Source organism: Arthrobacter globiformis, from assembly GCF_003261175.1.
In the GTDB taxonomy this organism is placed as follows: domain Bacteria; phylum Actinomycetota; class Actinomycetes; order Actinomycetales; family Micrococcaceae; genus Arthrobacter; species Arthrobacter globiformis_A.
Map to the genome: position 1 here is coordinate 39,153 of NZ_QLNP01000099.1, position 25,455 is coordinate 64,607.

The 25,455-nt window shown below is 66.0% G+C and carries 30 protein-coding genes; 17 read left to right on the forward strand and 13 right to left on the reverse strand.

Annotated features, from left to right (window positions below; genetic code table 11):
- Positions 1-10: 10 nt before the first annotated feature.
- The gene (locus DBZ45_RS18850) at positions 11-1,381 is read right to left on the reverse strand and encodes an ammonium transporter (protein WP_111905456.1); all 1,371 of its coding nucleotides are present in this window, start codon (positions 1,379-1,381) and stop codon (positions 11-13) included.
- 411 nt (positions 1,382-1,792) lie between these two features.
- Here DBZ45_RS18850 and DBZ45_RS18855 point away from each other — a divergent pair, with 411 nt between their 5' ends.
- The 4 genes from DBZ45_RS18855 to DBZ45_RS18870 all read left to right on the forward strand — a co-directional run bounded on the left by DBZ45_RS18855 (position 1,793) and on the right by DBZ45_RS18870 (position 3,651).
- A complete protein-coding gene (locus DBZ45_RS18855; protein WP_111905370.1) occupies positions 1,793-2,065 on the forward strand; it encodes a hypothetical protein in 273 nt (90 codons plus the stop codon).
- Positions 2,066-2,073: 8 nt separating this feature from the next.
- Positions 2,074-2,514, forward strand: coding sequence for a DUF1810 domain-containing protein (locus tag DBZ45_RS18860; RefSeq protein WP_111905371.1), 441 nt, complete (start codon positions 2,074-2,076; stop codon positions 2,512-2,514).
- Between the two features lie 96 nt (positions 2,515-2,610).
- On the forward strand, positions 2,611-2,787 hold the full coding sequence (locus DBZ45_RS18865) for a CsbD family protein (protein ID WP_111905372.1): 177 nt from the start codon (positions 2,611-2,613) through the stop codon (positions 2,785-2,787).
- Positions 2,788-2,991: 204 nt separating this feature from the next.
- Positions 2,992-3,651, forward strand: coding sequence for a hypothetical protein (locus DBZ45_RS18870; RefSeq protein WP_111905373.1), 660 nt, complete (start codon positions 2,992-2,994; stop codon positions 3,649-3,651).
- Between the two features lie 31 nt (positions 3,652-3,682).
- Here DBZ45_RS18870 and DBZ45_RS18875 read toward each other — a convergent pair whose 3' ends face one another.
- The gene (locus tag DBZ45_RS18875) at positions 3,683-4,186 is read right to left on the reverse strand and encodes a metallophosphoesterase family protein (RefSeq protein ID WP_111905374.1); all 504 of its coding nucleotides are present in this window, start codon (positions 4,184-4,186) and stop codon (positions 3,683-3,685) included.
- A gap of 14 nt (positions 4,187-4,200) precedes the next feature.
- Between DBZ45_RS18875 and DBZ45_RS18880 the strand changes: the two genes are divergently transcribed.
- From DBZ45_RS18880 to DBZ45_RS18900, 5 genes are all read left to right on the forward strand, one after another.
- Entirely contained in the window at positions 4,201-4,737 is a 537-nt protein-coding gene (locus tag DBZ45_RS18880) for an NUDIX domain-containing protein (RefSeq protein ID WP_440130535.1), read from the forward strand.
- Complete coding sequence (locus DBZ45_RS18885; RefSeq protein WP_440130536.1) at positions 4,727-5,077, forward strand: TraR/DksA family transcriptional regulator; 351 nt, start codon at positions 4,727-4,729, stop codon at positions 5,075-5,077. Before DBZ45_RS18880 ends, DBZ45_RS18885 begins: the two co-directional genes overlap by 11 nt.
- A gap of 83 nt (positions 5,078-5,160) precedes the next feature.
- Positions 5,161-5,349 (forward strand): DUF1918 domain-containing protein, encoded by a 189-nt coding sequence (locus DBZ45_RS18890; RefSeq protein WP_102972420.1) that lies wholly within the window; start codon positions 5,161-5,163, stop codon positions 5,347-5,349.
- A gap of 8 nt (positions 5,350-5,357) precedes the next feature.
- Positions 5,358-5,831, forward strand: a complete 474-nt coding sequence (locus DBZ45_RS18895) for a hypothetical protein (RefSeq protein ID WP_111905375.1) — start codon at positions 5,358-5,360, stop codon at positions 5,829-5,831.
- Entirely contained in the window at positions 5,789-7,648 is a 1,860-nt protein-coding gene (locus DBZ45_RS18900; RefSeq protein WP_223257161.1) for a DUF5671 domain-containing protein, read from the forward strand. Before DBZ45_RS18895 ends, DBZ45_RS18900 begins: the two co-directional genes overlap by 43 nt.
- Before the next feature lie 47 nt (positions 7,649-7,695).
- Here DBZ45_RS18900 and DBZ45_RS18905 read toward each other — a convergent pair whose 3' ends face one another.
- The 6 genes from DBZ45_RS18905 to DBZ45_RS18930 form a co-directional block, all read right to left on the reverse strand.
- Entirely contained in the window at positions 7,696-8,400 is a 705-nt protein-coding gene (locus tag DBZ45_RS18905; RefSeq protein WP_111905376.1) for an endonuclease/exonuclease/phosphatase family protein, read from the reverse strand.
- Between the two features lie 155 nt (positions 8,401-8,555).
- Positions 8,556-10,118, reverse strand: a complete 1,563-nt coding sequence (locus DBZ45_RS18910; protein ID WP_111905377.1) for a carbohydrate-binding domain-containing protein — start codon at positions 10,116-10,118, stop codon at positions 8,556-8,558.
- 54 nt (positions 10,119-10,172) lie between these two features.
- A complete protein-coding gene (locus tag DBZ45_RS18915; RefSeq protein ID WP_223257162.1) occupies positions 10,173-10,931 on the reverse strand; it encodes a polyphosphate polymerase domain-containing protein in 759 nt (252 codons plus the stop codon).
- A 29-nt stretch (positions 10,932-10,960) separates the two neighbouring features.
- Entirely contained in the window at positions 10,961-11,575 is a 615-nt protein-coding gene (locus DBZ45_RS18920) for a DUF4956 domain-containing protein (protein ID WP_223257163.1), read from the reverse strand.
- 25 nt (positions 11,576-11,600) lie between these two features.
- The gene (locus DBZ45_RS18925; protein WP_111905379.1) at positions 11,601-12,680 is read right to left on the reverse strand and encodes a bifunctional glycosyltransferase family 2/GtrA family protein; all 1,080 of its coding nucleotides are present in this window, start codon (positions 12,678-12,680) and stop codon (positions 11,601-11,603) included.
- Positions 12,681-12,689: 9 nt separating this feature from the next.
- On the reverse strand, positions 12,690-13,733 hold the full coding sequence (locus DBZ45_RS18930) for a phosphodiester glycosidase family protein (protein WP_223257164.1): 1,044 nt from the start codon (positions 13,731-13,733) through the stop codon (positions 12,690-12,692).
- A gap of 145 nt (positions 13,734-13,878) precedes the next feature.
- Between DBZ45_RS18930 and DBZ45_RS18935 the strand changes: the two genes are divergently transcribed.
- Positions 13,879-14,682, forward strand: a complete 804-nt coding sequence (locus DBZ45_RS18935) for a thioesterase family protein (protein ID WP_111905380.1) — start codon at positions 13,879-13,881, stop codon at positions 14,680-14,682.
- 11 nt (positions 14,683-14,693) lie between these two features.
- On the opposite strand, the gene DBZ45_RS18940 is transcribed toward DBZ45_RS18935, so the two are convergent.
- On the reverse strand, positions 14,694-15,077 hold the full coding sequence (locus tag DBZ45_RS18940; RefSeq protein WP_111905381.1) for a DUF2177 family protein: 384 nt from the start codon (positions 15,075-15,077) through the stop codon (positions 14,694-14,696).
- Between the two features lie 16 nt (positions 15,078-15,093).
- Here DBZ45_RS18940 and DBZ45_RS18945 point away from each other — a divergent pair, with 16 nt between their 5' ends.
- Positions 15,094-15,843: a lipoate--protein ligase family protein gene (locus DBZ45_RS18945; protein WP_111905382.1), complete on the forward strand. Its 750-nt coding sequence runs from the start codon at positions 15,094-15,096 to the stop codon at positions 15,841-15,843.
- 24 nt (positions 15,844-15,867) lie between these two features.
- Here the strand turns inward: DBZ45_RS18945 and DBZ45_RS18950 are convergent, their stop codons facing one another.
- Positions 15,868-16,230, reverse strand: a complete 363-nt coding sequence (locus tag DBZ45_RS18950; RefSeq protein WP_111905383.1) for a VOC family protein — start codon at positions 16,228-16,230, stop codon at positions 15,868-15,870.
- A gap of 158 nt (positions 16,231-16,388) precedes the next feature.
- On the opposite strand from DBZ45_RS18950, the gene DBZ45_RS18955 reads away from it, so the two are divergent.
- A complete protein-coding gene (locus DBZ45_RS18955) occupies positions 16,389-16,637 on the forward strand; it encodes a hypothetical protein (RefSeq protein WP_146617540.1) in 249 nt (82 codons plus the stop codon).
- Positions 16,638-16,701: 64 nt separating this feature from the next.
- Here DBZ45_RS18955 and DBZ45_RS18960 read toward each other — a convergent pair whose 3' ends face one another.
- Positions 16,702-16,959 carry a mycoredoxin gene (locus DBZ45_RS18960; protein ID WP_078028863.1) on the reverse strand — a complete coding sequence of 86 codons (258 nt, stop codon included), beginning with the start codon at positions 16,957-16,959 and terminating at the stop codon, positions 16,702-16,704.
- Between the two features lie 102 nt (positions 16,960-17,061).
- On the opposite strand from DBZ45_RS18960, the gene DBZ45_RS18965 reads away from it, so the two are divergent.
- On the forward strand, positions 17,062-17,811 hold the full coding sequence (locus DBZ45_RS18965; protein ID WP_111905385.1) for an SOS response-associated peptidase: 750 nt from the start codon (positions 17,062-17,064) through the stop codon (positions 17,809-17,811).
- A gap of 60 nt (positions 17,812-17,871) precedes the next feature.
- Here DBZ45_RS18965 and DBZ45_RS18970 read toward each other — a convergent pair whose 3' ends face one another.
- Complete coding sequence (locus DBZ45_RS18970; protein WP_111905386.1) at positions 17,872-18,294, reverse strand: VOC family protein; 423 nt, start codon at positions 18,292-18,294, stop codon at positions 17,872-17,874.
- 14 nt (positions 18,295-18,308) lie between these two features.
- Between DBZ45_RS18970 and DBZ45_RS18975 the strand changes: the two genes are divergently transcribed.
- A complete protein-coding gene (locus DBZ45_RS18975) occupies positions 18,309-18,635 on the forward strand; it encodes a chorismate mutase (protein WP_111905387.1) in 327 nt (108 codons plus the stop codon).
- A gap of 110 nt (positions 18,636-18,745) precedes the next feature.
- On the opposite strand, the gene DBZ45_RS18980 is transcribed toward DBZ45_RS18975, so the two are convergent.
- Positions 18,746-19,132, reverse strand: coding sequence for a hypothetical protein (locus DBZ45_RS18980; protein ID WP_111905388.1), 387 nt, complete (start codon positions 19,130-19,132; stop codon positions 18,746-18,748).
- A 167-nt stretch (positions 19,133-19,299) separates the two neighbouring features.
- Here DBZ45_RS18980 and DBZ45_RS18985 point away from each other — a divergent pair, with 167 nt between their 5' ends.
- From DBZ45_RS18985 to thrS, 3 genes are all read left to right on the forward strand, one after another.
- The gene (locus tag DBZ45_RS18985) at positions 19,300-19,665 is read left to right on the forward strand and encodes a DUF6504 family protein (RefSeq protein WP_111905389.1); all 366 of its coding nucleotides are present in this window, start codon (positions 19,300-19,302) and stop codon (positions 19,663-19,665) included.
- Positions 19,662-23,273: a DNA polymerase III subunit alpha gene (locus DBZ45_RS18990; protein WP_111905390.1), complete on the forward strand. Its 3,612-nt coding sequence runs from the start codon at positions 19,662-19,664 to the stop codon at positions 23,271-23,273. Before DBZ45_RS18985 ends, DBZ45_RS18990 begins: the two co-directional genes overlap by 4 nt.
- A gap of 204 nt (positions 23,274-23,477) precedes the next feature.
- Positions 23,478-25,442: a threonine--tRNA ligase gene (gene thrS, locus DBZ45_RS18995; protein ID WP_440130537.1), complete on the forward strand. Its 1,965-nt coding sequence runs from the start codon at positions 23,478-23,480 to the stop codon at positions 25,440-25,442.
- Positions 25,443-25,455 lie beyond the last annotated feature (13 nt).

The window sequence follows — 25,455 nt, forward strand, 5'->3', positions numbered from 1 at the left end:
AGCGGGACTACTAGACGGAAGCCGGTGCCGGCTGCAGTTCCTCTGCCGTCTCGGGCGAGACGGCGTCATCTGCGGCCGCGTTACCCGGCGTGCCTGCAGGGCGAAGGACCGGAGACGCGCCGATGTGCTGGCGGAGCGGGTGAAACTGGCTGTGCCCCATGCTGCCGAACTCGTAGGCGCTCTCGGCGTGCTCGGACCGGTCGACGCCGGCAACTTCGGCCTCGTGGCTGACGCGGAAGCCAATGGTCTTGTGGATCGCGATGCCGATAATTGCGGTCATCAGCCCGGAGAGTGCGAGCGTGATGAGTACGGCAACGGTCTGGGCGATGAGCTGCTGAACGCCGCCGCCGTAGAAGAGCCCGCCGCCTTCGCCGTTCACGGGCAGGGCGATAAAGCCGAGGGCGAGGGTGCCCACCAGGCCGGAGCCCAGGTGTACGCCGACCACGTCCAGGGAGTCGTCGAAGCCGTACTTGAACTTCAGTTCGACGAAGAGTGCAGACGCCACGCCCGACACCAGGCCCAGGCCGATGGCGGCCACTGGGCTGATGTTGGCGCACGACGGCGTGATGGCCACGAGGCCGGCAACGGCACCGGACGCTGCGCCCAGGGAGGTGGGGTGGCCGTGGCGGACCTTCTCCGCGAGGAGCCAGCTCAGCATGGCGGCGCAAGGCGTAACCAGGGTGTTGACCCAGATCAGTCCGGCCTGCTCTGCCGTGGTGGCGGCGCCGGCATTGAAGCCGAACCAGCCGAACCAGAGGAGGCCGGCGCCGAGCATGATGAACGGGACGTTGTGCGGCCGGTGCCCCGGGTCCCTTCCGAAACCGTGGCGCTTGCCGACAATCAGAGCAAGTACGAGAGCGGCAACGCCGGAACTGATTTCGACGACGGCGCCGCCGGCGAAGTCGATGACCTGGCCAAAGACGGCGGTCACTGCTCCGCCCTGGCTCATGAGGCCGCCGCCCCAGATCATGAAGGCGAGCGGGCAGTAGACGGCCGTGATCCAGATCGGCACGAAGAGGACCCAGGCGGTGAACTTGGCGCGGTCGGCGATCGCACCGCTGATGAGGGCCACAGTGAGGATCGCAAAGGTTCCGGCGAAGCCTGCCTTGATGAGGTCGGGAGTGCCCATGAGGCCGCTCAGGCCGAAGCTGGCGAACGGGTTGCCGAACAGGCCCAGGACGCCTTCGCCGGTGCTCATGGAGTAGCCCCACAGCACCCAGACGACGCCCACGATGCCGGCGGAGACGAAGCTCATCATGATCATGTTGAGCGAAGCCTTGGCGCGTGTCATGCCGCCATAGAAGAGCCCCAGTGCCGGGGTCATGAGCAGCACCAGTGCCGCCGACACCATCATCCAAACGTTCGCCGCAGTGATTTCCACGCGCTTTCCCTTCCCAGGAAACTCATCCTCTCCGCGGACCGCTGATGCCGGCGCCACGCCCCTCATTGATATTCGTGGACTTATGTTTCGGGTCCGGGCGTGGCAAGTTACACGGGCGTTTCAAAAATCGCGTCTACGTAAAGCCCGCGTGACTGCAGTGTTTCGGGTTTGTTAACGGCACCTGATGGCCTGGGTGCTTTTTTGCTGGCTCAGCAGGCATATGGCCGGAAACGCGGGCAGAACCCCGTGAGCCGCGGTGAGGGCTGCCGCTGCTGCGCCGCGTTACCAGCAGATGAATGAAACATATCGACGTCCCGGTCCGTTGCCGGGGCGCCGGACGGCCTCGTCGGCCGGACCTGTTGACCGGCCTGACCTGTTGACCCGCTCGGAGCGGAGCCGCCACCATGGGATATGACTGAATCTGCAGCTACCGGCGATGACTACTTCACTGAGAATCCGCACGCGGATGTTGCGGCGGAAGCGGGTGATGCCGCGGCGGGAGCGGACAGCTCCGCTACCGTCGAAGACATCGCCGGGGACGTGCGGGACGAGATCCGGCTGGGCCACGTCGAGGACGAGGTGAGCCACGTGCTTGAGGAACGGCTGGACGAAGCCGGCATCAGCATGCGGCCTGAAGACGTGGACGACCTTGCCGAAGACATCGAACGGGACGTATCCAGCTAGGGAAACCCATGAACGACCCGCATAACCTGGAACGGTTCGTCGCCGCGCAGAACGACGGTGACACCTACGCCCATGCTCTGGAGGAGCTCCGCGCAGGCAGCAAGCGCAGCCACTGGATGTGGTTCGTCTTTCCCCAGATAGCGGGCCTGGGGCAAAGCGCCACCTCCAGACGGTACGCCATCGCATCCCTTGATGAAGCCCGGGCGTACCTGCAGCATCCCGTGCTTGGACCGCGGCTGATCGAGTGCGCCACCGCCGTCGATAACGTCGGCAACCGCGGCGCAGCGGAGATTTTCGGCGGCATCGATGCCCGGAAGCTTCAGTCCTCCATGACGCTGTTCCTGCGGGCGGTGCCGGACGAACAGGTGTTCCGGCGCGTCTTGGAGCACTTCTTCGGCGGGGAAGCTGACGCCTCCACCGACAGGCTGCTGGCAAGCCCGCGCACGTAAGTGGTAGCTGCCCTTCACCGGGCCAGTTAGCGGACCTAGACTGGGAGCACGAGCCAGCCTGCAGCCAGCGGGCTGGGCAGACGGAAGGACAGTGGCATGGGTCTGGACGACAAAATCGACAACGCGGCAGAAAAGCTTGGCGGCAAGGCCAAGGAAGGGGCGGGCAAGGTTAACGACGATCCGGGCCTGGAGGCTGAGGGTAAAACCGACCAGGCCAAGGCCGATCTGAAGCAGGCCGGTGAAAAGGTCAAGGACGCCTTCAAGAAGGACTGACCCAACAGGACCACCACGCCTGGCTCTCCGTCTCCAGCGGAGATTCGAAGGGAGTCCCGCCCTGGAAACCGCGGCAGGACCCCCTTTCCTGTTGGCATCCCTATAACAATTCGATGGATTCATTCCGGCATGCCTAGCGGCGGCCCTGTCCGGCGTGCAGAGTGAGGGTACCGATCCTCGGCCCAGTGATCGAAAGGCACCATCGTGCGCTCTGCCCCTCGCCCGCACTCGTTTGCTTTACTGGCGGCGGCCGTCGCACTAGGCCTGACCGGCTGCGGTTCCAGCCCCACGCAGGGCGTTTCGCCCGATACCCCGCCGTCCGCCGCCGCCTCGGGCACCACTGGTACCGCTGCTGGATACTCCGGAAAGCTGATCCCCTTCACGTTCCCTGACCGCCCGCTTTCCTTCCAGTACCCGGTCGAATGGCATGCCGGATATTTCGAGGGCGGTGGGAAGCCGTCGCTGTCGGGTACTGCAACCGTGTCTGACCCCCAGAGCACCAATGAACTCACCGCATATCTGGGCCAGATGGCAGACGCGGTGAGCCATCCGGTGAACAGGACCGTCTTCGAGTCGGAACCGGTCCCGGGTCTGAGTGGGCAGCCCGCTCCTGCGGCCAACTACTCGTTCTACGTGGACCGGACGGACGGCAAGCCGACCTACCGCATGCACCTGACGGCCGGGGCACCCGGCGAGGGCAAGTCCACCGCGCTTGACGGAATCATCCGTGTCGGAGAGGAAGTCCTTGTGGCTGAGGTGAACTTCCAGAACACATTCGCCGATGACGACGCCGCCAAGGCCTGGCTCGCGGGGGCCGAGGGCCAGGCCTTTAAGGCGCTTCTTTTGAGCATGTCCTACCGCTAGCAGGAGCCCTGGACCCGCCGTGCCGAAAGCCCTAGGTGGGGACCTCCACCAGCTGGACGTCGTCCAAACGCCCGTTCGCGACGACGGCGGTCATGTACGTGCACACAGGTTGCCGGCGGCGGTCGGTGGGGGAGCCGGGGTTGAGCAGGCGCAGGCCGCCGGGCGCCACCGTATCCCAGGGAATGTGCGAGTGGCCGAAAACCAGCACATCGGTATCCGGAAAGAGGGCTTCGCAGCGCTGCTCCCGGCCCTTGGCCTGACCGGTCTCGTGGATCATGCTGAACCGGACGCCGTCGAGCGTCACCCTGGCCGTCTCGGGCAGACGCCTCCGAAGCTCCTCGCCGTCGTTGTTTCCGTAGACACCGATCAGGCGCCTGCTGCGCTGTTCGAACTCGTCGAGCAGGCCGGCGCTGATCCAGTCACCTGCGTGGAACACCACATCAGCAGTCTCGACGGCCGCCCACACCTGCTCGGGCAGTGCCCGGGCGCGCTTGGGGACGTGGGTGTCGGCAACAAGGACCAGGTGCAGGCTCATCGAAGCATCTTCCCATGAGGCAGACTGGGACCATGGAGAAAATCGTTCCGCCTTCGCCCGGTGATCCCCGCCGTCCCCTTGGCCCCCGTGACCCGGGCGATGCTTGGGTGGAGGGCGACCGCGGACGGTTCTGGGGGCGGTTCGGATCGGCCGGCCTCCTGGTCCACGATGCGGAAAAGGGCGTCCTGCTGCAGCACCGTGCCACCTGGAGCGACCACGGCGGAACCTGGGGACTTCCCGGCGGCGCGCTGCACCAGGGCGAGGACGCCGTGACCGGCGCATTGCGTGAGGCACATGAGGAGGCGGCTGTACCCGAAGAGAACGTCAACGTGCTCTTCACGTCCGTGTTCGACGTCGGCTACTGGTCCTACACCACCGTGGCTGTGCGGGTGCTGGAGCCCTTCGAGCCGGCCATCAACGATCCCGAAAGCATCGAACTGCTGTGGATTCCCGTCGAAGAGGTGGCCGGCATCAACCTGCATCCTGCCTTTGCTGCCTCCTGGCCGGACCTGCGCGGCAGGCTGCTGGACGGCTCCGGTGTTGAACACTGAGAAGTTCCGGCTGCTGCTGGAAGAGGAACGGGCGAGGAAGCTCGCTCTCCTGCCCGCGCTCAGCGCAGACATCGCCTCCGCGAATGCGGCCCGCCAGAACTCCAACGTCGACGACGAGCATGACCCCGAAGGAGCAACCATCGCCTTCGAACTCTCGCAGGCGTCGGCACTTCTGGACCAAAGCCGGTCCGGATTGGCGGAGGTGGACGCTGCCCTTGAACGGATCGAAGCGGGCACCTACGGAATATGCGCGGTGTGCGGAGAGCAGATCGCCGAAGGACGGCTGGAGGCCCGCCCCTGGACCCCCTTCTGCATCCGGCACACAGGGGGCCGGGCTTAATCCCGTTCCGTCAGTGGAGGATACCCGGGACCTGTTCCGCCGGAGGGAAGAGCATCGTACTCTAGGGCTGGGAGGTGATTGCCATGCAGGCAACCCAGGGAGACCGCATCATCATCCGGGGCAGGACAGTTGAGTCCTCGGACCGGCACGGTGAAATTCTGGAGGTCCGGGGCGCCGACGGAGCGCCGCCGTACCACGTCCGTTTTGACGATGGTCACGAGACCATCCTGTACCCCGGCGGCGACTTCACCGTCGAGCACCACACCACCTAGCTGCCCGGATGACCGCACCGCCACGGCCCGACCGGACCCTGATCGTAGTTCTCGTCATCATTGCCGGTCTCGTCGCCGTGGCGCTCGCTGTGGTCTTTTTCCGGGGCGAGCCGGAGCCGCTTGCTGAGAATACGCCGGCGGGTGTGGTCCAGCGGTATGCGGCCGCCGTCCTGAACAATGACGCCGCGGCAGCCGCACGCTTCACGACTGATGGACGCTCCGGACAGCCGGACCGGCCGTGCGTGCCGGCGGACCGTCCTGAGACGGGCACGCTCCGGGTCACGCTGGCCTCCACCGTGGAGCATGCCGACACTGCGGACGTTCACGCCGTCCTGGCCACCTCCTACGGCAACGGTCCGTTCGGGAATTCCGAATATGAGACCGAGGCCGTTTTTAACCTTGAGCGGGTGAACGGCAACTGGCTCGTTGCCACTGCCCCATGGCAGCTCACCATCTGTCCCGTTCCGGCGGCGAAGCCGTGAGTACCGTCCGGCCTGGCTCACGCGAATCATCATCGCCGGCGGTGCCCGCGGTGCCCGCGGTGCGGCGGCTGGTGGTCTTTGTACTCCTCTTTGTCCTCGTGCTGATCGGCGCTTCCGGCGTGGGCGGCCTGTTTGAGCGGCTGCTTACCTCCGGCGCGGGGCTGGCCGGGAACGACGTCGGCAGCCTCGCCCGGTCCCTTGCGTTTGCGCTGGTCGGCGGGTCCATGGCCGCGGTCCTGTGGTGGCTCGTGTGGCGCCGGCAGGGGGAAGAAGCGGAGCGCTCCTCGGGTGCCTGGGGGCTGTACGTCTCCGGCGTATACATCGTTGCCCTCATTGCTGCGGTTACGGCTGTGCTCGGCGCTGTATCGCAGTTGGTTGGGCTGCTGGCCCGCGCCGCAACCGGCGCGGCGGGTGCGTTGGGTGAGGGCCTGGAATGGCGTTCGTCCCTGGCTACGGGTGTGGTGTGGGCCGCCGTCTGGGCATGGCACCGGTGGATGTGGCAGCACCGTGGCAAGGGCCCGCGCCGGCTGGGAACCGTCCCGGCGCTCGCGGGCTCGGTGTTGGGCCTGCTGATAGGTGCCGGCGGGGCCGTGACTGCGCTTGGCAGTCTTCTCGATGCGGCGCTGCGTGGGCTGGCAGGTACCCATGACGTGGGATCGCCCTGGTGGGTTTCGGTGCTGCAGTCACTCATCTGGGCCGGCGGCGGATTCCTGGTTTGGTGGTGGCATTGGGTCTCTGGCGAAGCGCGGCGCCTGTTCTCACCGCTGGCCAACGTGGCCGCGGCGGTCTTCGGAGTGCTTGGCGGCTGCATTACGGCAATGGCCGGCGCCGTCACAGCCGTGTTCGTCCTGTTGCGGCTGGTACTGGACCGCTCCGAAGACATGATCCGGCTCGTGGATCCCCTTGGCCCCGCGCTGGCCGCGGCAGCTGTCGGGTGCCTCGTCTGGCGCTACCACGCGTTGCTCACGGCCGCGCGGTCGGAGAAGATGCGGGCGACGGGGCTGCTGCTGGCATCGGGAGTGGCGGTGGCCGCTGCGGCCTCGGGTGTGGGGGTTGTAGTCAACGCCGCCTTGGGCTTTGCCGAGACAACGCTGGCGGGCACGGGCACGCGCACACTGCTGCTGGGCGGAATCAGTGCCCTGGTTGTGGGCGGTGCGGTCTGGTGGTGGGCGTGGCAGCCGGCGGACCGCCGCGGATCGGCGAGCGCCGATGATGCGGGCGGAGCAGATGGTGCAGACGGCCTGCCGGCCCGCGCCGCTGCCGGACGGCGCATCTACCTCGTGGCTATCTTCGCGATCAGCGCCGTCGTGGCCCTGATCGCCCTGCTGGTGGTCGGCTACCAGACCTTTGAGCATCTTCTGGACCCGGTGCGCTCTGGAAACCTGGTGGGACGGATCCGGGCGCCGCTCGGACTGCTGACCTCCACCGCGCTCGTGGCCGCCTATCACTACAGCGTTTGGCGCAGGGAGCGTGTGCTGCCGGCGGAAACCGGCTCACTGCGGGAAACTGGCCGGGTGCAAGACGCCGGTCCGGTACGGACTGCGCGACGGACGATCGGCCAAGTCGTCCTGGTGACGGGCTCCGATCCTGTTCCGCTGTCACGCGCCATCCACGAAGCCTCCGGTGCCGACGTGACGGTCTGGCTGCGGTCCGGCCTACCGGCAGGGCCGGATCCGGAACAGCCGGATCCGGAACAGCCGGATGCCGGAACGCTTATGGCCGCGCTGGAAGGTGTGAGCGCAGAGCGGGTGCTGGTCGTCGTCGGACCCGGCGTCCGGATCGATGTCATCCCGGTACGCCAACTGGGTAGCAGCTGACGGCGTTCCCAGCCTTGAGAACGCCCTGAGCTGCTACCCAGTTGGGTTTAGGAAACGGGCTGCCCCTTGATCGGCGACCGGTCGGCGCCGTATTCGGCGGTCACCAGGATGGGCAGGTGGTCCGACTTCCCCCGGGGGAGGGTTTCCACGCTTTCGATGTCGAGGCCCAGTGACGTGGCAAAGTCGAAGTGGCCCTTGAAGACCTTGTACCGGGTGTAGGTCCTGCGGTTGCTCAGGGACAGGGCGTAGCCGGAGTTCTTCATGTGCGTGTCAAGGCTCTTGGTGAAGAACGGGTAGTTGAAGTCGCCCACCATCAGGGTCATGAGGCCCGTGCCCATGCTCAGCAGCTCGGCATGCGCCGCGTGGATCTGCTTCCGCCGCAGTGAGTTGGAGGCCGTGAGCGGGGCGGCGTGGAACGAACCCACCACCAGCTCATGGTCGGTTTCGTTGTCCACCATCCGGGTGCCGATCAGCCGCTCATGGGCCGGTGCCATCACGCGGTCGTGCATCGACTTCTTCAGGGCAAAGGTCTGGGTATCCAGGGCCGTGAACCGGTCAGTCCGGTAGTAGATGGCCAGGCCCAGCCTGTTGCCCTTCGTGTAGTCGGCCAGATGGAGCGGGCCGAGCGTGTCAGGCAGATCGGTTGAGTCACATTCCTGAAGGCAAAGGACGTCTATCCCAAAGTTGCGGGCCAGACTCATCAGTTCACCGCTCGCCTTGTGCTTGCGGAGGTTGTAGCTAATAACTCGCATCGAACACCTCTTCCGAGGGCTGCTAGAAGGACCAGTCTCCGAGTCTACCCAGATCATCATATGGAGATCCGTACATTAAGCGCGCGTCCGGCGAGGCGAATATGCCGCGCCGGACGTATGCCGGATTCCACGGGTGCTTTGGCCTCTGGCCTGAATTACCTTCCGCCGGGGCCGCGTCCCTGCGTGTACTCTCCGGCCGTGACCGTGCCGAGCTCCGTGGCGCCGTCGAGGGCGCCATCGCCCAGTCCTGACTGCACCTTCGCCGTGCCCCCGGTGTACACCGTGTACTGCTTTCCTGCTTCGATGCCCCCCGAGGATAGGACCAGCGAGCCGGTGGCTTTGGTGGTCACAAAGGTGGCCACGAGCTTGCCGTCCGCGTCGGCCAGCTGCACGGTGGTGCCCGCCGGCACGGTCGAGGCGAAGGTGACCTGCACGCCTGACTGGGTGGAGCTTGTCCCCGGGGTGACAACCATGCCGGCGCTTCCTGCCGCGGCGACCGTTCCGCCGCTGACTGCCAGCTCGCCGTTGACATCGAGTGCACCGTTGCCGTTGCTTTCGGGCCCGTTGACCACCACGGTGCCGCCGGAGATGGAGGCGTTGCCGTTGGAGTCCAGGCCGTCGCCCTCGGAATTGATGGTGAGGGAGCCGCCGGAGATGTCCACGCTGTAGTCGCCCACCGATTCCCCGCCGCCGGGCCCGCCCATGCCGCCCCCTGGCTGGGCAGCGGTTGAGGCGCCGCCGGAGGCGTTCACGCCGTCATCGGTGGAGGTCACCCAGACCGTGCCGCCGCTGACGGCGATGTGCTGGGCTTCGAGGCCTTCCGACGACTCCGATACAGTCACGGTGCCGTTCGCGATGGCGAGCTGGTTCTGCGCCTTGACGCCGTCGTCCCCGGCGCTGACAGTGAGCTTGCCGCCGTTGACCAGCAGCCAGCCGCGGCCGTCGTCGGTGTCATTGTCTGATTTGAAGCCGTCACCGCCGGCGGTGATCTGGTAGGCCCCGTCCAGAAGGACCGCGTAGTCCTTGCCGCGGATGCCGTCGTCGGCTGCTTTCACTGTGACATTGCCGGCGGCCAGAACCAGGCCGTCCTTGGACACGATGCCGTCGTTGTACTGGCCGGTGACTTGAAGCGAGCCAGTCCCGGCCAGGGTCAGGTCGGCCATGGAGTAGAGCGCCGCGTTCGGCGCGTCGGTTCCCTGGTCAGCGTACGTGGCAGCGTCCTTGATGGAATTGGTGCTGCCGTCCTCGAGGAACAGGATGGCCTCGTTGGCGCTCTGGACGACGAACGGTGAGCCTGTTGAGCTGGCGAGGGTCGCGCCGTCGAGGATCACGCGGACCACGTCTTCTTCGCCGGCAGCGATCACCACCTTGCCGTCATCGAGGGCACCGGACAGCCGGTAGGTCCCGGCGGCGGTGATGGTGACGGTGTCGCCGTCGACCTTTACTCCGGCGGCGGAGCCCGCCGCCGCGGAGGCGCCGGCCTTGAGCGTGACGGCCACTTCGTTGGCCGCCTCCCAGGTGAGGTCGTCTGCGTCGTAATGCGTGTCCTCGGAGATCGAGGCTGCCGTCACCATCTGCGTGCTGGACGCTGTGCCGGTGCCCGACTGGCTGCCGGCGGCCGTTCCGTTGGAGGCCGTGCTTCCCGAGGCGGAGCAGCCGGCGAGGATGAGGGCCAGGGCGAAGGCGGCCACGGAGAAGGTCGTGCTGAATTTGCGCATGGTGGTTCCTTGGAGGTCTTGGGGGGTCTTGGGGAGTCGAAAGCAGGGAGCGGGTCAGGCTGCGGGGGCCAGCCGCATGCTGTTCCGGAGCGTCCGGTTCCAGCGGTTGGCCGGCAGGTGCGGGTGCAGCGCGGCCATCCCGGTGGCGAACTTGGAGATCCTGGACGGCCGCACACCGTGTCGCCACAGGTGCCTGTCCAGCGGTCCGGCGGCCGACGCTGATTTGGTCTCGAGCACTACGCTGCCCGCCAGTACCCACGGCTCGCCGTCCCCGGTCTGCCAGGTGACGTCCGAGTCGATCGTTGCGCGGCTGCCGGACTCCGGGAGATAGAGGGTGGTCCGGCGGTAGCGGGTTTCCAGCACAGGACCCAGGGCGCCGTCCGGAACGTCGCCAACGGCCGTGGCCAGGGTTTCGTTGACGTACTCCAGGCCTTCCGCGGTGAGCCGGGAGCGGTCCGCGATGTCATAGGGGATGCGTTCCTTGACGGTGGCCGCCCGTGTCCCCTCGGTCTTGACCTCGAGGAAACTGGTGCCGGTGTCCGCATAGGTCCGGGTGCGGATCTTGTAGCGGCGGCGACGGCCGCGGGCCGCCAGCATGTAGCTGTCCAGCTGCGGAGTGTCGAAGTAGACGGAGTCGTAGGCGAAGGACCGGAGGCCGTCCATTTCGAGGACCCGGGCCTGGCCGGCGAAGGTTGCCAGCACCTGCCGGGCAGTCGCGGCGGGGACCACGTACTTCCGGTCCACCCGGGTCTGCAGGGCGGCTTCTGCATTGAGCTCCTGGAGGCCGATCGGCGGCAGTCCGGCGAGGCTCATGAATGTCTCCTCGGTAGGAGGTGTGGCCCTCATGCCGCACCTGCCGCGGCGGAAGCTGCTACACCCGGGCCGTCCGGGCCGACCAGGCGGTTCCCGCGGGCTGGGAGGCAGGCGTAGCGGACGTCCACGATGGTCTTGTCGTTCACCAGGTCCAGTTCCTGCACGGTGACCGTGTGGACCTTCGCGGCGAGCAGCTCCTCAAGCCGTGCGGTGAGTTCGTCCTCGCGGGAAATGGCGCGGTCCAGGACGACGGTCTGGTGCCGGTAGGCGGGAAGGACCCACTCGTGGTCGCCGACGAACATGACGGCCAGCACCAGTCCCATGAGGGATAGGGTCAGCCAGACCGGTTCGACGCCAACGCCCGAGATCAGGCCCAGGGCCAGCGCGGAGAAGTAGTAGGCCACCTCGTGCTGGGCCAGTTCGGTGGAACGGAGACGGATGATCGAGAGAACCCCGAAGAGGCCCAGCCCAAGTCCCAGGCCGGCGGCGGAGCCGGAGAGCGCCGTGGCCACGGCCAGGACGCCGATATTCATCCCGAGATAGGACACGGCCAGGTCCCTGCGCCGGTGGCGGCGGATGTAAAGCGCGAAGGTGAGCACGCAGATGGCGATGACGTCTGCGGCGATAAGTATCAGGTGGTTCATGGGATTCTCCGGGTCTCGTGATGGGCTACTTGCTACGATTCACGGCCAAGCTGTGCCGGGGCTGTGCCGGAACAAGGTCTGGTTTATGACCTTTGGTGAAAAGGAACCGCTGCTGGACGGCGTAGCTCACGGCGAACAGGGCGACTTCGGTGAGTAGCTTGGCGGGCAGGTCCGCGACGCCGGCGCCTGCCAGCGCCGTCAGGAGTGCGTAGTTCGCCGCCAGCATGGAGAACACGAGGGCGACGTATCGGGCGGCCGTGGCGCGGGCAGGCTTCTCGCCGCCGTGTTTGAACACCAGCCGGCGGTTGATCAGATAGTTGGCCGTGGCGCTCAGGCAACGGGCACCGACGACGGCCGCCAGAACCGAGTCGGTAGCCGCGCTGAGGGCAAGGAAGGCGACGGTGTCGATCAGGAAGCCGGCGAGGGACGACAGCAGGAACTTCAGCAGCGGGGCATAGATGCGCACCGAGTCCGCGAGCGGCCGGAAGTGCGATCCGGAGTTGCGGTCCAAATAGATGGTGGCGATGCCCACACAGGCGATGCCGTAGCCGGCCGTCGTGGCCTCAAGCAGGAGGTTCAGTTCGTATTCGTAGCGCTCACCGCCTACGGTCAGGAGCCAGGGCAGCATGGCTGCAGGGTAGCCGCGCAGCCCCGTCTGTGTGTCCGCGATGCGCTCGCCGGTGGCCAGCCGGAACAGCAGCCGGGTGGCGGCGTTGCCGAAGCGGCTGCGTGCGGGGACGTCGCCGGCGAAGGTGCGGGTGCCGAGCACCATGGAGGCGGCGTCAGTGCCGGCCACGCCGGCCACGCGCAGGATGTCCACGACGCTGTGCTGGCCGTCGCTGTCTGCACACACCACGTCCTGGCCGGGGAAGCGGTCCAGAATGAAGCGAAAGCCGGTTTTCAGTGCGGAGCCCTTGCCCAGGTTTGCCGGATAACTGATGACATGCGCGCCGGCCCGGCGCGCGCCGTCGAAAATCTGCCCGTAGGCCGGCCCGCTGCCGTCATCCACGACGACGAGACTGAGGGCGGGGTCTGCTGCGCGGATCGCGCCAATCACTTCAAGAAGCTGGATGTCCGGCTCGTAGGCGGGGATCAGGATGATCATGGCGGGACTTCACTTGCCGATGTACAGGATGTCAGAGGTGCCGCGCTCGCGGTTTGCACCCAGCGGATTGTTGACCAGTGCGCCGTCGAAATACATGGTGGAGGAGCCGCCGCCGTCGAGGTTGTAGGCCGTTTCTGCGCCCAGATCCTTCATGATCTGCGCCATTCCCGTCATGGTCACGCCGGTGCTGTAGCCCGGGCTGCGGCCGTCAGCCACCACAAAGACCAGGTGGTTGGTGCCGATGAGCCCCACGGCGGTGCGCGGCTGCTCGCCCTGGATGGAATGGTTGCCGAAGTTGGTGTCCACCTCGACGTCCTCGATGCCGTCCACGATCTGGCTGTCCTGGACGATTGCCGGCCCGAAGGACAGGGTGTTCCAGACGCCGTCGGCGACCAGCTGCTCGGCGTTGGTGGCGGTTTCGTCGTAGACCTTCACGGTTCCGTCCCGGTAGAACGCCAGCCCCTGGCGGGCGCCCTCGTCGCGGTAGACAACACCGTTGCGGATGACGATGCCGGTGTCCCGGAAGCCGTAGTAGTCGCCGTTGACGGCGAAGATCGCGTTGTGGGCAGCCGCGATTTCCGAAGTGGTCTGGGTGATGTTCTCACCGAAACTGTCGTTGGCGAACGCGGACTTGAGCGTCGTGGCGTCGTCAAGGGCGACGTCGGCAACGTAGTAGGTGACCGTGCTGTCACCGCTGCCGGTGACCACCGTGGAGATGTTGATGTTGGTGCCGTCGGCCGTGTAGGAGGTGTCCGTGACAGAGGCGGGCGATCCCACTGTCGTGGTCCCGGACGACGCGCCCTGGGCTGCCTCGTAGGCGGACACATCGGAAATCTCCACGTGCTGCACCACGAACCTGTCCAGCGCCCAGGCGGTGGCGCCGCCGGCGGACAGCGTGAGGGCGAGGGCTCCGGCGAGGATGGCCCGGCGCGTCGGCCTTGTCTTGCCGCGCTCGCGGGCTGGGCCGGGCGGGCCGGGGTACCCCGCTTCGCCGGGTTGCCGGGCGACGTCGGAGGAAATTTCTTTGCTGCGGGTGTTCTGCTGTGAGGTCATGCATCATTTGTATGGACCGGACTTATGCCGGCCGTGAGCCGGGCATTTGAGGAAGCTGTGAAAAGCCCACAGCCAGCCGACGCTCCGTATCCGGAAGCGATAGAGTGAACCGGGATTAACCGATCACGCTTTGAAGGAGTCACCGTTGACTGCTGAACTCCCGGAACTCGCCGGCGGCGACTTCTACTACCAGGACCTGGGCGGCGGCCGTTTCTGCTCCACCATCCACGCCCAGGGGGCCTGGAACGCCCACGAACAGCACATGGCCCCGGCGTCCGGGCTCCTCGCGGACCGGCTGGACCGGCATGAACCCCGGGACGACATGCGGATGGCCAGGCTCAGCTACGAAATCCTGGGACTGATCCCCGGCGGTGAATTTGACATCGTCACCTCGACGCTGCGCCCGGGACGCACCATCGAGCTGCTGCAGGCTGAACTGGTGGCGGCCGGGCGTGTGGCCATCCGGGCGACTGCCTGGCGCATGGTCACCAGCGATACGGCCGCCGTGGCCGCCGTCGAGGACGGGGCCATTCCCTCGCCGGAAGAATGCAAGCCCTATGACGGTGTGAGCGTGTGGCCCGGTGGCTACATCCGCTCCCTCGAAATGCGGGTGGCGGAAGGTCACCGGCCCGGCGCCGGGAAAGTGTGGCTGCGCACCGACCATCCGCTGACGGACAGAAATGACAGCACGGACATGGCAAGGCTCATGGGTCTCGTGGACACCGCCAACGGCATTGCCACGCGGGTGCCTCCGGGCAAGGACAGTTACGCCTTCCCGAACCTGGACCTCCAAATCCACATGTACCGGCGGCCGGAGGGCGAGTGGCTCGGGCTGGACAACGCCGTGTCCTTCGGTGCCGACGGGATCGGCCTCACCTCGACGGTGCTCCATGACCGGTCCGGCCCGTTCGGCCGGGCGGAACAGATCCTCACCGTGCGGAAGAGCTGATAGCTGGCTGCCTAGTGAAAGACCAGCCAGCCCGCCAGCGTCGCGAGGGCGGTCAGCAGGGCGCCCCACGCCATGTCCACAACAATGAGCTGCAGCGGCCAGGTCTTGAGCGTCGCGGCGTTGGTGAGATCGTACGTTGCGTACGCGAAGGCGCCCAGCGCCGCCCCATGCCCGACGGCGGTCAGCCAGGTGCCGCCGTCGAGTGCCGGCCGCAGGGCAAAGAAAACGATGCCCGCGATGTAAATCAAATAGAACGCCACGGCGTACCCTAGATGGGGCCGGCTGGCCAGCAATTCACCGACGTGGCTGCGGTAGAACGGGTTCATGAGCTTGAGCCACACGGCGTCGATCACGGCGAAAGCAGCGGCGACGACCAGAAAGTGCAACACGACCATAAGGGAGCTTAGCAACATGCAGCAGGCCGGGGCTGATTCACGCACTCTGACCCTCGTCCGGCAGGAGCAGTCCCTCGGCGCAGTCCGTGACCTTGATTTCGGGATCGAACTGCTCGGCAAGGCCAGGGCCGGGGACATCGGATCCACGCTTCGGCTGTACCGGCCCGCACCGACTGTTGCCTTCGGCCAGCGCGACACCCGCCTGCCCGGCTTTGGCGCCGCCGCCCAGGCCTGCCGCGAACTGGGGTTCGAGCCGCTGATCCGCAAGGCGGGAGGCCGCGCGGCTGCGTACCATGAGGGCACTCTGATCATTGACCACGTGGAGCCGCACAGCGATGCGATCGCCGGAGCCAAAGGCCGTTTCGCATTTTTCGGCGAAATGCTGGCGGGAGCACTCCAGAGTGTTGGCGTGCACGCCGCCGTCGGCGAGATTCCGGGGGAGTACTGTCCGGGCGAATACAGCGTCCACGGCTTCGCGCCCGGGGCCCCTGACCACCGGATCAAGCTCGTCGGCACAGCCCAGCGCGTGGTGTCCGGCGCCTGGCTGTTCAGCTCCGTCGTGGTGGTGGAGGATTCGGCGCCCATCCGCGAGGTGCTGACGGCCAGCTACGAGGCCCTGGGGCTGGACTGGGATCCCGCGACCGCCGGCGCGGCCAACGACCTTGTGCCCGGCCTTGACGTCCAGGCCATCGAGGACGCGGTGGTCCGCACCTACGCGGAGTACGCCATGCTGGGGCAGGCGGACTTCAGCAGTCTTCGCGCCTAGCGCTGCACCCCGCCGTCGGCCGGTCTACTCGGTGGCCGGCGGGATCTGGCAGATCATGAGGACGTTTCCGTCCGGGTCCCGGAAGTTGAACCACTGGTCATCGTTGACTTCGGTGAGTTCCACGCCCCGGGTTTTCATGAAGGCATGGGCCGCATGGATGTCCGCGGTGTTGAAGTGGAACGCAGGAACCTGGAAAACGGCGCCGGGGGAGTAGATCTCGCTGTCCAGGACGAGGCCGGCCCCCTCCATGGGGAGTATGTACAGATGGTCCAGCAGGACCTTGTCACCGGCGGGCACGCCCAGCATGCCGCAATACCAGTCGCGGGCTTCCTCGATATCGCTGACGGGGACAAAGACGGTGCCGATCTGCGGGGAAACTGGACTCACAGCAAATCCTTTGGAACGCGGGAAGGAACTCGAACTGTAACGCGCTGGACTGGCCGTCGCCGGGAGCGGGGCCCGCCGGGATTTTTCGTACCCGGACCTGTCGATTTCAAACGCGCAGGAGAGGACGATTAAGGGACAGCCGCTGAAAAAGGAGGTCGGTGATGTGTTATTCATCGCGGGCGGATTTCGGCTGGGACACCCGGAAGGATGCCCTCCGGAAGCCTGAGGTGCACCGGGAGCCGGTGCCGCCGGAAGCTGCTCCCGGGGAGCCTGTGGACCGTCCGGAACCCCGGACCCACGCGGACAGCACCAGGCTGTGGGCCTTCCTGGCCCGCCGCAAGGAGCCCCGCCGCGGGGAAGCCCACGCTCGGAGGCCGGTGAACAACCGGATCGAGGAAAAGGTCTGAACAAACCAGCAAAGGCACCGGAATCCGGTGCCTTTGCTGGTGAATCTTGATTGTGGCGTCCGCCCTACGCGGCGAGCCTGCTCTTGACCTCGGCTGCGGACGGGTTCGTGGCAGCGGTGCCGTCCGGGAAGAGGACGGTGGGGACGGTGCGGTTGCCGCCGTTGATCTGCTCCACGAGCTCGGCCGTGCCGTCGACCTCTTCGATGTTGATCTCGGTGTAGCCGATGCCCTGGGCGTCCAACTGCTTCTTCAGCCGGTTGCAGTAGCCGCACCAGGTAGTCGAGAACATGGTGATGGTGCCGTCTTCGGGGGTAAAGTCCACGGGCTCTCCTCGGATTGATATGGTCCTGTCGGTTTCCTTCCCCACAACCGTAACCCGGGCACCGGTATTCCCCGGCCTCTGTTGCAATGGCATGCTGGTGCCATGTGTGGACGTTACGTCATGGCCCGGGCAGTCGGGGATCTGCTGGCCGAATTCGACGCCGAACTTGAAAACGAAACCGAAATCCCGCCGTCGTGGAACGTTGCGCCCACGGACGGCGCGCCCATCGTCCTGGAACGGCTTATCGACGGCGGCACGGTCCGCCAGCTGCACGTCGCCCGCTGGGGCCTGGTGCCGTCCTGGGCGAAAAGCCCGGGCATCGGCGCGAAGATGATCAACGCCCGGAGCGAGTCGGTCCTCGAGAAGCCGGCCTTCCGCAAGGCGGTGCAGTCGAGGCGCTGCGCAGTCCCGGCGGACGGCTACTACGAATGGAAGCAGGGCGAGGGCCGCAGCAAGCAGCCCTACTACGTCCACCCCCGTGACGACTCGGCTATGGCCTTCGCCGGACTGTACGAGTGGTGGAAGGACCCGTCCGTGCCGCCGGGGGAACCCGCCCAGTGGATGCTCTCGATGTCCATCATGACGGCGGACTCACCGCCGGCGGGAACTGAAGGCACCGTGTTCGCCGAACTGACATCGCTCCACGACCGCGTCCCGCTGCCCATGAGCCGCGACACCATGGCGGCCTGGCTTGACCCGCAGGTTGACGACGCTGCCGGCCTGGTGGACCTCGTCCGGTCCGGCGTGAAGGACGTTGCCGCAGGCTGGCGGGTGGACTCGGTGGGCAAGGCTGTGGGCAACGTCCGCAACAACTCCCCGGAGCTCATCGAGCCCGTGGAGGCACTCTTCTGAGGCTGGCTTCTGAGGTTCCCGGGCTGGCGGACCTGACCGGCATCAGTTCCAAGCGCGCAATCAGACGGTGACCTGGCCGCCGTCGTCCACTGTCCACGTGGGGTTGAAGGCAATTTCCCAGCGGAAGCCGTCCGGATCGGCGAAGTATGCGGTGTAACCGCCCCATGGTTGGGTCTTGGGAGGGGCCACGACGGACGCGCCGGCCGCCTCTGCCTGAGCGATTACCTGGTTTACCTGCTCGGCGCTGCCGACGTTGTGGCTGAGCGTAATGCAGGGGACTGCCGCGGGAGCATCAACGGAGGCCTCGGCCCGCATCTGCCCGGCGTCCCACAGGGAAAGAATCAGGCCGTGGTTGGCCTGGATAAAGACCACTTCGTCGGGAACCTCGCGGTGTACCGGCCAGCCCAGGCCCTCCACATAGAAGCGCCGGGAGGCGGCCACGCTGCGCACTCCCAATGAAATAAAATCGACTCTGGGCTGCATGGTTCGATACTGTCATGATCATGCCCACAAATCACGGAGACGAGAAAAACGCCCAGGCTGACCGGGAACAGCTCGCCGCCGTGCGGGTTGCGGTGGACGAGGTGGACGAGCAGATCGTCACGCTGATCGCGCGCCGCGAGCGCCTGATCCGTATCGCGGGAACCCTGAAGGGTGACGACGCCGAAGTACGCGCGCCGGGACGCGTGGAGCGGGTCATTGAGCATGTGCGCTTGGCCGCCGAGAAAAAAGAAATAGACCCGGACATCGTGGAAACCACGTACCGGGCCATGATCTCGAAGTTTATCGAGCTGGAGATGAAAATCCACAACGACAACAGCTGAGCTGTTGCTTCTGCCTGCGGACAAAGTTGCGTCTGCTGATAGGCGCGCCGGGGCGCGGGGCCGGCTGATCCGGGCTGCCGCCCGGTGCCGCTCGCAGTGGCGCTGACCCTCTAGAGCTTCTCCTCGACAGGCACGCCGGACTGGAATTCCCGCCCGTCGGCCTCGCTGAACGCGGACATGAGGTGGCTCTTGTCCAGCCCCAGTACCGTGCTCATGGGGAAGTTGCCCGTGATGGTGTTGCCCGAGTGCTGAACGCTGCTGAGATCGAAGTTCTCCTCCGTGCCGTCATGGCTGAAGGAGTAGATCGAGACCGCCTCGCCGTTCATGAACTCGATTCCCAGCCTCCGTTGATGAGAATAATCCGGAGTGGCTGCCACGAGCCCCACAACAAAGGCGCCCGATGCTGGAATGTTGCCGTCGATATCGAATCTGGCCACCAATGTGCTTTCTTTGGCGGCGATGCTTACCTGCTTCAGGAGCGCGTCATTGGAACTCATGGGACCATCCTGCCCTGTGAGCCGCCGTCCGTCCACACCCATCTAGGTTTTGTCCCCGGCCCGGCGTAGACTGGAACTATTCGAATACATATTCGAATGACTGCTTTGAATGACTGCTGTAAATGACTGCGTATTTTCTGCAGGAAGACTGGTATCCGGAGGCACCCATGGGAACGTTCAGCGAGTCTGTTGACGTCGTTTGCGCACCTACCGGTGAGCCGGCGGAGCTTCGCTGGGGCGGCAGGGAGTACCGGGTCTGCGCCGAACCGTTGCGCTGGTACGAACGCCGCCAGTGGTGGGCCGAAGAACGGCGTGCCCCGCTGGGTAGCGGCCCCGGGCTTGTTGACCATGAGATCTGGCGGGTGCAGGTCCTGCCTGCCGGCAGAAGCAGCCCGCAGGAAATACCGGCTGCAGAACCCCCTGAACCACTAACGCTTGACCTGGTGCGGCATACCGGGAGCGGACGCTGGCGGCTGCTCCGCATCCACGACGCACTCCGGCCAAAAGACGCACTCCAGCACAAATCAGCATGAGCTTCACTCACCTCCACGTTTCCACCGCCTTCAGCGCCCACTACGGTGTCTCCTGGCCGGATGAACTTGCCCAGTCGGCAGCGGCCCAGGGAGCAACCGCCCTTGGGTGCACTGACCGGGACGGCCTCTATGGCACCGTAAAACACCTCAAGGCATGCATGGCTGCGGGTATTGACCCCGTGGTCGGCGTGGATCTGTCAGTGTTCGACGACGAGGTGGACCATGAGGGCAGGGTGCCGGGTGCGCAGATAGTGGGCGCACGGTTTTCCAAAACCCGGTATTCGGCGGACCGAGTCACCGGGCGGGTCGTAGTGGTGGCGCACGGCCATAACAACGGTGCGGGGTACAAGGCACTGTGCCGGCTGATTTCCGACGCCCACGCCCGCACCACGGGCAAGGCGGGGGGAACGGTGCCCGTTGCCATCACCAGGGCTGAACTCGCCTCACGCGTCCTGGACCCGGAAACCCTGAAGCCGGTGCTCACCGTGCTGCTGGGCCCCGATTCCGACGTCGGTCTGGCCTTGGGCGGGCGGCGGTACCTCCGGCCCCGCACCCTTTTTAAAAGCTGGCTTGACGCCCTGCCCGCCGGAAGCGTCGCGGCAGAGATCGTCACGCACCTCAGCGCACCGGGTGAACCCTTGAGCACGGCCCATGCGGTCCGCATGCTCAAGCTGGCACAGGAGTACGGCGTGCCCGCCGTGCTCACCAACGCCGTCCGTTACTGCGAGGAGGACGGGGCTGCCACCGCCGACGTCCTGGATTCGGCCCGCACGCTCAAGTCGCTTCCCGAACTCTCCGCCGAGCCGCTGCTCCAGCCCAACGGGCAGGGCTGGCTGAAAACCCCGGATCAAATGGTGGAGCTGGGCAAGGAAATCATCCATGCCGCCGGCTACGGTGCCGCCGATCTCCAGGTGCTGCTCGCACAGACTGAGGCGCTCGCGGACCGGTGCCGCATGGATCCCGTGTCCGACATGGGCTGGAAGCAGCCGGTGGTGCCCGAGGCCGCCGTCATCGGCATTGAGGGGGACCCGCTTGCCGAACTTGCCCAGCGCTGCGAGGCCGGAATTGCCCGGCGATTCCCCGGCATCTCGGGGAAGGCGGAGGCAGACATGCGCGCCCGGCTGCAGCATGAGCTGAAGATCATCGCCCGCCTCGGCTTTGCCTCCTACTTCCTCACCGTGGCCGAAGTTTCCCGGATGATCCTGGACATGAATGTGAGGGCGGCAGCCCGGGGATCGGGTGCTTCCAGCCTGGTCAACTACCTGATCGACATCAGCCAGGTAAACCCCCTCCAGCATGACCTGATCTTCGAACGGTTCCTCTCCGGGGACCGGTCCACGCTGCCTGATATCGACATCGATGTGGAAAGCGCGGAGCGGCACAACGTCTACCGGAAAATCTTTGACCGGTTCGGCTCCCAGCGCGTCACGCTGATGAGCATGCAGAACGGCTACCGCGCTCGCGGTGCGGTGCGGGACGCCGGCATGGCTTTGGGGATGGACGACGGCGATGTCGGCGAGATTGCCAAACAGCTGTGGCGCTTTTCGGCACGGAAATTCCGGGAGGCCCTGGAGGAAAAACCGGAACTTCGCGAGTTCGCCGGACGGGTGGAACAGCGGAACTTTTCTGAGAACCAGCAGCTGGACCTCCTGGTGGACCTCACCGAACGGCTGGACCGCCTTCCCCGCCACATCTCCATGCACCCCTGCGGGGTGATCCTCGGCGATGCCACCCTGCTGGACCGGACCCCGGTCCAGCCCAGCGGGCTTGGCCTGCCCATGAGCCAGTTCGACAAACACGACATGGACCCGATGGGCATGCTGAAGCTGGACGTCCTGGGTGTCAGGATGCAAAGTGCCATGGCCTTTGCCGTGCGGGAGATCATCCGGATCCACCCCTCCAAGGCTGAAGTGGTGGCAGCCGGAGCCCATCCCGCTGGACCTGGGGGCAACGGGCCGGATTACATCGCCGAGGACGGCCTGATCGACCTCAATGCGGTGCCCCTGGATGATGAGCCGACGTATGAGCTGATCAGAAGCACCCACACGCTGGGATGCTTTCAGATCGAATCGCCGGGCCAGCGGGAACTGGTGGGCAAGATGGCCCCGCGTGAGTTCAACGACCTCATCATCGACATCTCACTGTTCCGTCCCGGCCCCATGAAATCCGACATGGTCCGGCCCTTCCTTGAACACAGGCACGGCTTCGCACCGGAGACCTACCCGCACCCTGACCTGAAGCCGGTGCTGCAGGAAACCCACGGGGTGACGGTCTTCCATGAGCAGATCCTGAGGACCTTTGATGTGATGACCGGCTGCGGGCTGGCGAAAGCCGACGAGTTCCGCCGGGCGCTGAGCAACGAGGTCAGGGAGGGCCAGGTTGAGGAGTTGTTCCGCCGCGAGGCAAAGGCCAGGGAGTATTCGCCGGAGGTGGTGGACAAGGTCTGGGGCACCCTGAAATCGTTTGCCAGCTTCGGGTTCTGCAAAGCCCACGGCGCAGCCTTTGCGGTGCCCACTTACCAGTCCGCCTGGCTGAAGGCCCACCATCCGGAGGCCTTCCTCGCGGGCCTGTGGGAGCACGATCCCGGCATGTACCCCAAGCGACTCCTTGTGGCAGAGGCGCGGCGCATGGGCATCCCCATCCTTCCGCTGGACATTAACCGCAGCGGGGCGGAATACCGGGTGGAGCGTGTCGCGGAGGGCCCTGGCCGGGGAAAGCTGGGCATCCGGCTGAGCCTCAACGGCATCTTTGGGCTGTCCGGTACTGAACTGAAAAGGATCGTTGCAGGCCAGCCCTATGACTCACTGGCGGACCTGCGGGCACGCTCCAGGCTGAGCAAACCCAGCATCAAGCGGCTCGCCCAGCTCGGTGCCTTTGACACGCTGCACCGGGAATCCGGCGGAACAGCCAACCGGGCAGACCTTGTCCACCACCTGCAAAGCCTGCAGAGCAAGCCGGCAAAGAAAGGCGCCGAAGTCATTGAGGGACAACTGGCGCTGCCCCTGGGGGATGTCGAGCTGCGGAACGTCAAGCCCGGGCTGCCTGAGCCCACCACAGTGGAGAACGTCCGGGCGGAACTCGACCTGATGGCGGTTGACGTCAGCGAACACCTGATGTCCAGCCACCGGCCCCTCCTGGACAAGCTTGGCGTAACCACCGCGGATAAGCTTCTGGGGCTGCGCAACGGCACGGAGGTACTGGTGGCCGGCGTGAGGATCGCCACCCAGACCCCACCCATGCGCGGCGGCAGGCGCGTGGTCTTCATCAGCATCGACGACGGCACCGGGTGCGTGGATTCCGTGTTCTTCCATGAGGCCCAGGAGCATGCTGGACCGCTGCTGTTCGGGACCCGGCTGCTGCTGATCCGGGGAACCACCCGACGGACCGGTCCGCGCGGCATCAGCCTCAGCGCCAGCATGGCCTGGGACCTCAGCCAGGTGGACACCCTGCCGTTCCCCGAACCGGAAAACGGTGAAAGGGGGAGCGCTGACCCTGGACAACGTGAGCCAGGGGACGCCGGACCAGATCACTCTGAACAGGACTTCTTGCAGCCGGGACCCCTGGAGGGCATCAGCAGAAATCTGGCCATCACCGGCCTGGGAAGCTGACCGGCCCCTCCCATTTCCGCTTTTCCGCCACCATGTTCCACTCGGCCGCCACCGTGGCGCTTTGGCTCGCCACTTCCGCAACAGATAGCATTGACGAGGCTGGCTGTGGTCCCCGTACGCCACAAGCTACGAAGCCTGAACTTTGAATAGGAGACACCCGTGTCAGATGCCCAGCAGATCACCCTCATCGTCGATGGCGAAGAAATGAAGGTGACTACCGGGACCACCGGCGCGGAACTCTTCTTTGAGCGCCGCGACGTCGTAGTGGCCCGGGTCGACGGCGAGCTCAAGGACCTGGACCAGTCCCTTCCCGAGGGTGCCCAGGTTGAAGGCATCACCATCGATTCCCCCGACGGGCTCAACGTGCTGCGCCACTCCACCGCCCACGTGATGGCCCAGGCCGTGCAGCAGCTGCGCCCGGACGCCAAGCTGGGCATCGGTCCCTACATCACTGACGGGTTCTACTTCGACTTCGACGTCGAGGAGCCCTTCACCCCGGAGGACCTGCGCCAGCTGGAAAAGATGATGCTCAAAATCGTCAACCAGAACCAGAAGTTCGTCCGCCGCGTCGTCTCCGAGGACGAGGCCCGCGAAGCCATGAAGAACGAGCCATACAAGCTCGAACTGCTGGGCAAGAAGAACGACGCCGCCGATGCCGGCGAAGGCGTCAACGTCGAAGTGGGCGCCGGCGACATCACCATCTACGACAACGTCGACCGCAAGAGCGGGGACAGCGTCTGGTGCGACCTGTGCCGCGGCCCCCACCTGCCCAACACCAAGCTCATCTCCAACGCCTTCGCCTTGACCCGGTCCTCGGCGGCGTACTGGCTGGGCAACCAGAACAACCAGCAGCTGCAGCGCATCTACGGCACCGCGTGGCCCACCAAGGACGCCCTGAAGGCGTACCAGGAACGCATCGCCGAGGCCGAACGCCGCGACCACCGGAAGCTTGGCGCCGAGCTGGACCTGTTCTCTTTCCCCGACGAGCTGGGATCGGGCCTGCCGGTCTTCCACCCCAAGGGCGGCATCATCCGCAAGGCCATGGAGGACTACTCCCGGCAGCGCCACGTGGACGCCGGCTATGAGTTCGTCTACACCCCGCACATCACCAAGGGCCACCTGTACGAGGTCTCCGGTCACCTGGACTGGTACCGCGACGGCATGTTCCCCGCGATGCACATCGACGCGGAGCACAACGAGGACGGCACCGTCCGCAAGCCCGGCCAGGACTACTACCTCAAGCCGATGAACTGCCCCATGCACAACCTGATCTTCCGCTCGCGCGGCCGGTCCTACCGCGAACTGCCGCTGCGGCTCTTCGAATTCGGCTCCGTCTACCGCTACGAGAAGTCCGGCGTGGTCCACGGGCTGACCCGCGTGCGCGGCATGACACAGGACGACGCCCACATCTACTGCACCCGCGAGCAGATGAAGGACGAGCTCACCACCACACTGAACTTCGTCCTCGGCCTGCTCAAGGACTACGGCCTGGACGACTTTTACCTCGAGCTGTCCACCAAGAACGAGGACAAGTTCGTCGGCGACGACGCCACCTGGGAGGAAGCCACCCGCACCCTGGCCGAAGTGGCCGAGGCGTCCGGGCTGGAGCTCGTTCCGGACCCGGGCGGAGCCGCGTTCTACGGGCCCAAGATTTCGGTCCAGGCGAAGGATGCCCTGGGCCGCACCTGGCAGATGTCCACCATCCAGCTCGACTTCAACCTGCCTGAGCGCTTTGAACTCGAGTTCCAGGCCGCCGACGGCACCCGCCAGCGCCCCGTCATGATCCACCGTGCCCTGTTCGGATCGGTGGAGCGATTCATGGGCGTCCTCACCGAGCACTATGCAGGCGCCTTCCCGGCGTGGCTCGCTCCCGTGCAGGTGGTGGGCATCCCGGTGGCGGAGGCCTTCAACGACTACATGTTCGACGTCGTCGACAAGCTCAAGGCTGCCGGCATCCGCGCCGAGGTGGACATCTCCTCGGACCGTTTCCCGAAGAAGATCCGCACGGCGAGCAAGGACAAGATCCCGTTCGTGCTGATCGCCGGCGGAGAGGACGCCGAGGCGGGCGCCGTCTCCTTCCGGTTCCGGGACGGCAGCCAGGACAACGGCGTACCCGTGGCCGAGGCTGTCCAGCGGATTGTGGACGCTGTCCGCAACCGGACCAGCTAGCCGCGGCGGAGGG